At 45.4% G+C, this 293-nt stretch carries 1 protein-coding gene; it reads right to left on the reverse strand.

The genetic code is table 11. From position 1 onward, the window contains the following. Positions 1 to 38: 38 nt before the first annotated feature. On the reverse strand, positions 39 to 293 hold a 255-nt coding region (locus AAEZ03_RS26765; protein ID WP_502947962.1), incomplete at its 5' end, for an oxidoreductase dimerization domain-containing protein.

The raw sequence follows: 293 nt of genomic DNA on the forward strand, positions 1-293 counted from the left end.
TCTAAAAGCGCTGTAAACACTATTGAACGCTATCAAAATTACTTACGTTTTTTACGCTGAATCGCGTGAATAGCACGGCCATCTGCAGATAGAGCCGCTTCATGTACCGCTTCTGAAATCGTTGGATGGGCAAACGTCATCAACTGTAAATCTTCGATACTAGAGACGAATTCCATCGCAATCATACCCTGATGGACGATATCGCCGGCGCCAGCTGAGATAGCGTGCATACCTAATAGACGGTCTGTTTTAGCATCAGCGACGACTTTAATAGAACCTTGCGCTTCGCTTTG

Source organism: Pseudomonas sp. HY2-MNA-CIBAN-0224, assembly GCF_040310285.1.
GTDB lineage: Bacteria > Pseudomonadota > Gammaproteobacteria > Pseudomonadales > Pseudomonadaceae > Aquipseudomonas > Aquipseudomonas helleri.